This is a genomic window from Enterobacter mori LMG 25706 (assembly GCF_000211415.1).
Classification (GTDB): domain Bacteria; phylum Pseudomonadota; class Gammaproteobacteria; order Enterobacterales; family Enterobacteriaceae; genus Enterobacter; species Enterobacter mori.
This window is the reverse complement of sequence record NZ_GL890777.1, coordinates 336,520-344,017: the sequence shown is the minus strand read 5'-3', so window position 1 is coordinate 344,017 and position 7,498 is coordinate 336,520. Positions and strand designations below refer to the sequence as shown.

Below are 7,498 nucleotides of genomic sequence, written 5' to 3'. Positions count from 1 at the left end.
GCCGCCACCCGACACAAACATTCGTTACACCGTCACAACCGGCACTCTCGGTGCCAGCGCGCACATCAATTCATAGCCGACCGTGCCCGCAGCGGAAGCCACATCGTCGATTTTTACCTCATTACCCCACAGCTCGACCGGCGATCCGATGCCCGCCTGCGGACAGGGGGTTAAATCTATCGCCATCATATCCATTGAGATGGTGCCTACCGTGCCCGTGCGAACACCATCGACCCACACGGGCGTGCCGGTTGGCGCCAGACGCGGATAGCCGTCCGCATAGCCCCCCGCGACAATCCCGATGCGCTGCTCGCCCGCCGCACGGTAGCGGCTGCCATAGCCTACCGTGTCACCCGTCTTCAGCGTCTGCACGCCAATGATTTCACTGCGCAGGGTCATGACCGGCTTCAGGCCGCTGTTGGCGACGTCCTGCCACTGGCCCGAGGGAGATGCGCCGTACAGTACGATACCCGGACGCACCCAGTTATAGTGGGCTTCAGGGTGCCAAAGCGTCGCCGCCGAGTTCGACAGCGAACGTGGGCAATCCAGCCCTTCTGCCGCCTGCTCAATGCGGACCATGGCATCGGCGATACCGTCCGGCTTTTCAGCATCCGCAAAATGCGCCATCAACGTCATTTCACCCACATTTTTCAGGGCACGCAGCTGCTGCCAGACCGTATGGACCCGCTCAGGCTGGAAGCCCAGGCGGTTCATACCGCTGTTCACCTTGAGATAGATATCCAGCGGCGCGTGGAGCTTCGCATCCTGAATCGCCTTAATCTGCCAGTTGCTGTGAACGCTGGTGGTCAGACGGTATTTGTCCAGCAGCGGCAGATCGTCGGCGTGGAAAAAGCCTTCCAGCAGCAGGATGGGCCCTTTCCAGCCGCGCTCGCGCAGCAGAATCGCCTCTTCCAGATTGAGTAACGCAAAACCGTCAGTTGCGCTAAGGGCGCTCCAGATGCGGTCAATGCCGTGGCCGTAGGCATTTGCCTTGACTACCGACCAGACGCGTGTACCCGGCGCAGCACGGCGAACAATTTGCAGGTTATCCTTCAGGGCCTGCAAATCCAGCTGAGCCAGAATGGGACGGGACATGACGACTCCTTAGTTATGTGCGCCGTGCAGGTGCTGCGGACGCGATGGGGTAAACCCTGATTGATAACGTGCGGCACTTAAATCGTCAAACGGAATTGCTGGCGTGCGGCCAGATATCAGGTCGCTCAGCAGCTGACCCGAGCCGCAGGCCATCGTCCAGCCGAGCGTGCCGTGCCCGGTATTGGTCCACAGGTTTTTATACGGCGTGCGGCCGACAATCGGCGTGCCGTCCGGCGTCATGGGGCGCAGACCGGTCCAGAAGGTCGCCTGTTCGACAAAGCCTCCGCGCGGGAAGAGATCGCCCACCACCATTTCCAGCGTTTCACGACGCGGTTGCAGCAGTTCGGTGTTGAAGCCCACGATCTCCGCCATGCCGCCCACGCGAATGCGGTTGTCGAAGCGGGTGATCGCGATTTTGTAGGTTTCGTCCAGAATGGTCGACACGGGCGCGCCGCTCTCTTCTTTCACCGGAATGGTCAGCGAGTAGCCTTTCAGCGGGTAGACCGGAATATCGAGGATACCTTTCAGCATGGCGGTGGAGTACGAACCAAACGCCATCACGTAGGCATCGGCTTTGATCACCTCTTCGCCACACTTCACGCCGTAAATTTTTTCCCCTTCCGACAGCAGCTTGTCGACAGAGGTGTTAAAGCGGAATTTCACCCCTGCCTGCTCGCACATTTGCGCCAGACGTTGCGTAAAGAGCTGGCAGTCGCCGGTTTCGTCATTGGGCAGGCGCAGGCCGCCCGTCAGTTTATGCGCCACTTCCGCCAGCGCAGGCTCCACCTGCCCCAGCTGGCTGGCTTCCAGCAGCTGATAGGGTACGCCCGCATCTTCCAGCACGGCGATATCGCGGGTGGCGTTTTCGTACTGTTGCTCAGTGCGGAACAGCTGCAGCGTACCGCCCTGACGGCCTTCGTACTCAATGCCCGTCGAGGCGCGTAAGGCTTTCAGGCAATCACGGCTGTATTCCGCCAGACGCACCATGCGTCCTTTATTTTCCATGTAGTGGCGGGTGTCACAGTTGCGCAGCATCTGCCACATCCACTTCAGCTGGAACTGCGTGCCGTCGAGACTGATCGCCAGCGGCGCGTGACGCTGGAACATCCACTTAATCGCCTTTAACGGCACGCCGGGGGCTGCCCACGGCGCCGCATAACCCGGAGAGATTTGTCCGGCGTTCGCCGCACTGGTTTCAAGCGCCGGGCCAGATTCACGATCGATAACGGTAACCTCATGCCCCGCCTGACTTAAATACCAGGCGCTGGTTACGCCAACGACACCACTTCCCAGTATGACAACACGCATAGCCACTCCATTATGTGCAAAAGAACAATCTTCTAATTACAGATTGATAACCTAGTTGAAAATATTATTCAACATACGACTTTTTTGATGGTGACTTACCTCACACATCCCCCTGTATCAGGGGATAGTGCTAATTTGGGATCTCCTGCTGCGCGTTATTTTTAGCCAGCATAAAACTCTGCAAGACCCGCTTTTTTTGCCGTATCAAAAACGCGAAATCGCAAAGAAAAAATTTCTGCTTCAGCACGCTTTTTAACGCGTTGATCTATGCTTGAAAGGAGGCTCTCCAGACAGAGAGAGCTCCCAACAACGAGGGCGCGCTAATGGCTACTATTGATTCCATATCCAAGGACAACACACGTCTGAGCGATGGACCCGACTGGACCTTCGAGCTGCTTGATGTCTATCTGGCCGAGATTGACCGGGTAGCAAAACTGTATCGCCTGGATACCTATCCCCATCAAATTGAAGTCATTACGTCCGAACAGATGATGGATGCCTACTCCAGCGTCGGGATGCCGATCAACTATCCGCACTGGTCGTTTGGTAAGAAATTTATTGAAACGGAGCGGCTGTATAAACACGGTCAACAGGGACTGGCGTATGAGATCGTCATTAACTCCAATCCGTGTATTGCCTATCTGATGGAAGAGAACACCATTACCATGCAGGCGGTGGTGATGGCGCACGCCTGCTACGGGCACAACTCTTTCTTCAAGAACAACTATCTTTTCCGCAGCTGGACGGATGCCAGCTCGATTGTCGATTACCTGATTTTCGCCCGTAAATACATTACCGAATGCGAAGAGCGCTACGGTGTGGATGAAGTGGAAAAACTGCTCGATTCCTGCCACGCGCTGATGAACTACGGCGTTGACCGCTACAAGCGTCCGCAAAAAATCTCCTTACAGGAGGAGAAGGCCCGGCAGAAAAGCCGTGAGGAGTATCTGCAAAGCCAGGTGAATATGCTGTGGCGTACCCTGCCGAAGCGTGAGGAGGAGAAAACGGTCGCCGAAGCGCGTCGTTATCCGTCTGAGCCGCAGGAAAACCTGCTCTACTTTATGGAGAAGAACGCCCCGCTGCTGGAGCCGTGGCAGCGCGAGATCCTGCGCATTGTGCGTAAGGTGAGCCAGTATTTCTACCCGCAGAAACAGACGCAGGTGATGAACGAAGGCTGGGCGACCTTCTGGCACTACACCATCCTTAACCACCTGTATGACGAAGGGAAAGTCTCCGAACGCTTTATGATGGAGTTTCTGCACAGCCACACCAACGTGGTGTTCCAGCCTGCTTATAACAGCCCGTGGTACAGCGGCATCAACCCGTATGCCCTTGGCTTTGCAATGTTCCAGGACATCAAGCGCATCTGCCAGTCGCCGACGGAGGAAGACAAATACTGGTTCCCGGACATCGCCGGTTCTGACTGGCTGGAAACGCTGCATTTCGCGATGCGTGACTTTAAGGAGGAGAGCTTTATCAGCCAGTTTATGTCGCCGAAGATCATGCGAGATTTCCGTTTCTTCACCGTGCTGGATGATGACCGTAACAACTACCTGGAAATTTCGGCGATCCATAACGAAGAGGGATACCGCGAGATCCGCTCTCGCCTCTCTTCCCAGTACAACCTGAGCAACCTTGAGCCGAACATCCAGGTATGGAATGTGGATTTACGCGGTGACCGCTCCCTGACGCTGCGCTATATCCCGCACAACCGCGCGCCGCTGGATAAAGGGCGTAAAGAGGTGCTGAAGCACGTGCATCGGCTGTGGGGCTTTGACGTGTTGCTTGAACAGCAGAATGAAGACGGCAGCGTGGAGCTGCTGGAGCGGTGCCCGGCGCGGTTAAATACGCTGTAGTTTGCCGGGTGGCGGCTACGCCTTACCCGGCCTACGGTTCAGGGATTTGTAGGCCCGGTAAGCGAAGCGCCACCGGGCGAAAAAAAACCTCTCGTACGAGAGGTTTTTTCTTTTAGCGGGTCTGAATCGCTAAATCGCCCGGAAGCGTTTTCTGCATGCGGTGCCAGATTTCACCGGAATCATGCCCATAGCGACGCACCGTCTCATAAACCTGATCGTGCAGCCCTTCGGTACAGAGCTTGCTCAGCTTATGGTAGAAACCCAGCGCCAGGCTGCGGGCTTCAGGGTTAGCAAAGTAGTGGCGACCGATACGGGTATAGAGCCCTTTCATCCCGTTCAGGATCAGGCCGTAAATCGGGTTACCGGAGGCAAAGGCCAGTCCGCGGAAGACGTTATAGTCAAGCGTGGCGAAAGCGTCAGCGTGGTCTTCGACCTCGTTCGCGCTGGCCAGCACCGCAAGCGCATCTTCAGGATGCTGACGGAACGCGGTACGGATAAAGATAGTCGCGATGTTGGTACGCACGGAGAGCAGATTGTCGATCAGCTGCGGCACACTTTCGTGGTCGAGACGCGCCAGCGTTTCAAGAATGTTCAGCCCGGACGTTTCCCAGAAGTTGTTTACTTTCGTTGGCTTGCCGTGCTGAATCGTCAACCAGCCATCACGTGCCAGACGCTGCAGAACTTCACGCAGCGTAGTACGGGTGACGCCAATCAGTTCAGAGAGTTCGCGTTCAGCAGGTAGAATTGATCCCGCAGGGAAACGATTATTCCAGATGCTTTCAATGATGTACTCTTCCGCGAAACCCGCCGGGCTCTGCGCCTTAATGACCATAGTGAGATTTCCATTACACAGCTTTAGCAAATTGGACTCATCATACCAGAGGCTCGCAGAGGCAGATAGCGCAGCAAAGAGAGAAAAGAGGGATCGCCGTTTCATTTTTGTGAAATTTACAATTTGACCTAATGCCCCTCTACGCCCCCATTTTTGCGTATACTGATGTTTTGCCTTATTTGACGGGGAAGGACGTCTGTCGTGGAAATTTCATTTGGCCGCGCGCTGTGGCGCAACTTTTTAGGTCAGTCACCTGACTGGTACAAACTCATACTTCTGGTATTCCTGGTCGTTAACCCCATCCTGTTTTATGTCAATCCGTTTGTTGCCGGATGGCTGCTGGTGGCGGAATTTATCTTCACCCTGGCGATGGCGCTGAAATGCTATCCACTCCTTCCCGGCGGTCTGCTGGCATTTGAAGCGGTGGTGATTGGCATGACCAGCGCGGAGCATGTTAAACAGGAGCTGGCATCCAATCTTGAGGTGCTTCTGCTGCTGATGTTTATGGTGGCTGGCATCTACTTTATGAAGCAACTACTGCTGTTTATCTTTACCCGGCTGCTGCTGAGTATTCCCTCAAAAACGATCCTGTCGGTGGCATTTTGTCTCGCGGCAGCGTTTCTGTCGGCCTTCCTTGATGCCCTGACGGTGGTGGCCGTCGTGATTAGCGTGGCCGTCGGCTTTTACGGCATTTATCATCGCGTCGCGTCTTCTCGACCCGGTGAGGATTTGCAGGATGATAGCCATGTCGACGCGCATAACCGTGAGGTGCTGGAGCAGTTCCGCGCGTTCCTGCGTAGCCTGATGATGCATGCGGGTGTGGGTACAGCGCTGGGCGGCGTGATGACGATGGTGGGGGAACCGCAAAACCTGATCATCGCCAAAGCGGCGGGCTGGCATTTCGGCGAATTCTTCCTGCGCATGGCGCCAGTGAGCGTTCCGGTGCTCATCTGCGGCGTCGTCACCTGTATTCTTGTCGAGAAATTCAGCGTCTTTGGCTACGGCGCGAAGCTGCCTGAGACGGTGCGACAGGAGCTGCATACATTTGACGTGCAAAGTCGCCGTCAGCGCACGCGCCAGGATACGCTACGCCTGATCGCACAAGGCATCATTGGCGTCTGGCTTATTGCTGCGCTGGCTTTCCATCTTGCTGAGGTGGGGTTAATTGGCCTGTCGGTTATTATTCTCGCCACCACCTTTAGCGGCGTGACCGACGAGCACGCTATCGGCAAAGCCTTTACCGAAGCCTTGCCGTTTACCGCGCTGCTGGCGGTATTCTTTGCGGTAGTGGCGGTGATTATCGATCAGCACCTGTTTGCGCCGATTATTGCCTTTGTATTACAAGCCGCGCCCGACGCCCAGCTTTCGCTGTTTTACCTGTTTAACGGTTTGCTCTCCTCCATTTCCGATAACGTTTTTGTCGGCACGGTGTATATCAACGAAGCGAAAGCAGCCATGGAGCAAGGCGTTATCAGCGCTCAGCAGTTTGAACTGCTGGCGGTGGCGATCAACACCGGCACCAACCTGCCTTCCGTAGCGACACCTAACGGCCAGGCCGCATTCCTGTTCCTGCTGACCTCAGCGCTTGCGCCACTCATACGACTTTCTTATGGAAGAATGGTCTGGATGGCCCTGCCCTATACGCTGGTACTGACGATTGTGGGTTTGCTTTGCGTCAAAATTACCCTCATTCCTTATACGCACTGGCGGATACAAGCGGGTATACTTGCCGCGCATTAAGATGTGTAAATCGGGCAGTTCGCTGCCCGTTTGCCTTTTCGCATGATAAACATCCAATTACGTTTTATTTCGTCAGGTACAGGTGGCGCGGAAAACGAATTCGTTTACACTGCGCTTTCTAAGCATGCTCCAGGGAAATGATTATGTTGAGATTTTTAAACCAGTGCTCTCGCGGTCGCGGAGCGTGGTTGTTAATGGCCCTGACCGCCTTTGCGCTGGAAATGGTCGCGTTGTGGTTCCAGCATGTGATGGGGTTGAAGCCCTGCGTGCTGTGTATCTACGAACGTTGCGCATTGTTCGGCATTATGGGCGCGGGTCTGGTGGGCGCGATTGCCCCGAAATCACCGTTACGCTATGCCGGTATCGCTATCTGGCTGTACAGTGCCTGGAAGGGAATTGAACTCTCCAGGGAACACACCATGATGCAGCTGCATCCGTCACCGTTTATGACCTGTGATTTTGCCGCCCGTTTCCCGAGCTGGCTGCCGCTGGATAAGTGGCTGCCGCAGGTGTTTGTGGCGTCCGGCGACTGTTCTGTACGTCAGTGGGAATTCCTGACCCTGGAGATGCCGCAGTGGCTGGTGGGGATTTTTGTGGCCTACTTCGTTGTGGCCCTGCTGGTGCTGATTGCCCAGCCGTTTAAACCAAAGAAACGCGATCTATTTGG

General features: G+C 55.5%; 6 protein-coding genes. 3 read left to right on the top strand and 3 right to left on the bottom strand.

The window, feature by feature from the left end:
• Window positions 1-24 precede the first annotated feature (24 nt).
• Both dadX and ENTMO_RS0115400 read right to left on the bottom strand, forming a co-directional pair.
• Complete coding sequence (gene dadX / locus ENTMO_RS0115405) at window positions 25-1,095, bottom strand: catabolic alanine racemase DadX (RefSeq protein ID WP_010432750.1); 1,071 nt, start codon at window positions 1,093-1,095, stop codon at window positions 25-27.
• A 9-nt stretch (window positions 1,096-1,104) separates the two neighbouring features.
• On the bottom strand, window positions 1,105-2,403 hold the full coding sequence (locus tag ENTMO_RS0115400) for a D-amino acid dehydrogenase (protein ID WP_010432747.1): 1,299 nt from the start codon (window positions 2,401-2,403) through the stop codon (window positions 1,105-1,107).
• Between the two features lie 323 nt (window positions 2,404-2,726).
• Here ENTMO_RS0115400 and ENTMO_RS0115390 point away from each other — a divergent pair, with 323 nt between their 5' ends.
• Window positions 2,727-4,259: a SpoVR family protein gene (locus tag ENTMO_RS0115390; RefSeq protein WP_010432741.1), complete on the top strand. Its 1,533-nt coding sequence runs from the start codon at window positions 2,727-2,729 to the stop codon at window positions 4,257-4,259.
• Between the two features lie 112 nt (window positions 4,260-4,371).
• Here ENTMO_RS0115390 and fadR read toward each other — a convergent pair whose 3' ends face one another.
• Complete coding sequence (fadR, locus tag ENTMO_RS0115385) at window positions 4,372-5,091, bottom strand: fatty acid metabolism transcriptional regulator FadR (RefSeq protein WP_010432738.1); 720 nt, start codon at window positions 5,089-5,091, stop codon at window positions 4,372-4,374.
• 201 nt (window positions 5,092-5,292) lie between these two features.
• Between fadR and nhaB the strand changes: the two genes are divergently transcribed.
• Both nhaB and dsbB read left to right on the top strand, forming a co-directional pair.
• A complete protein-coding gene (gene nhaB, locus ENTMO_RS0115380) occupies window positions 5,293-6,831 on the top strand; it encodes a Na(+)/H(+) antiporter NhaB (RefSeq protein ID WP_010432734.1) in 1,539 nt (512 codons plus the stop codon).
• A gap of 143 nt (window positions 6,832-6,974) precedes the next feature.
• Window positions 6,975-7,498: disulfide bond formation protein DsbB (dsbB, locus tag ENTMO_RS0115375; RefSeq protein ID WP_010432731.1), on the top strand; the 524-nt coding region annotated here is incomplete at its 3' end.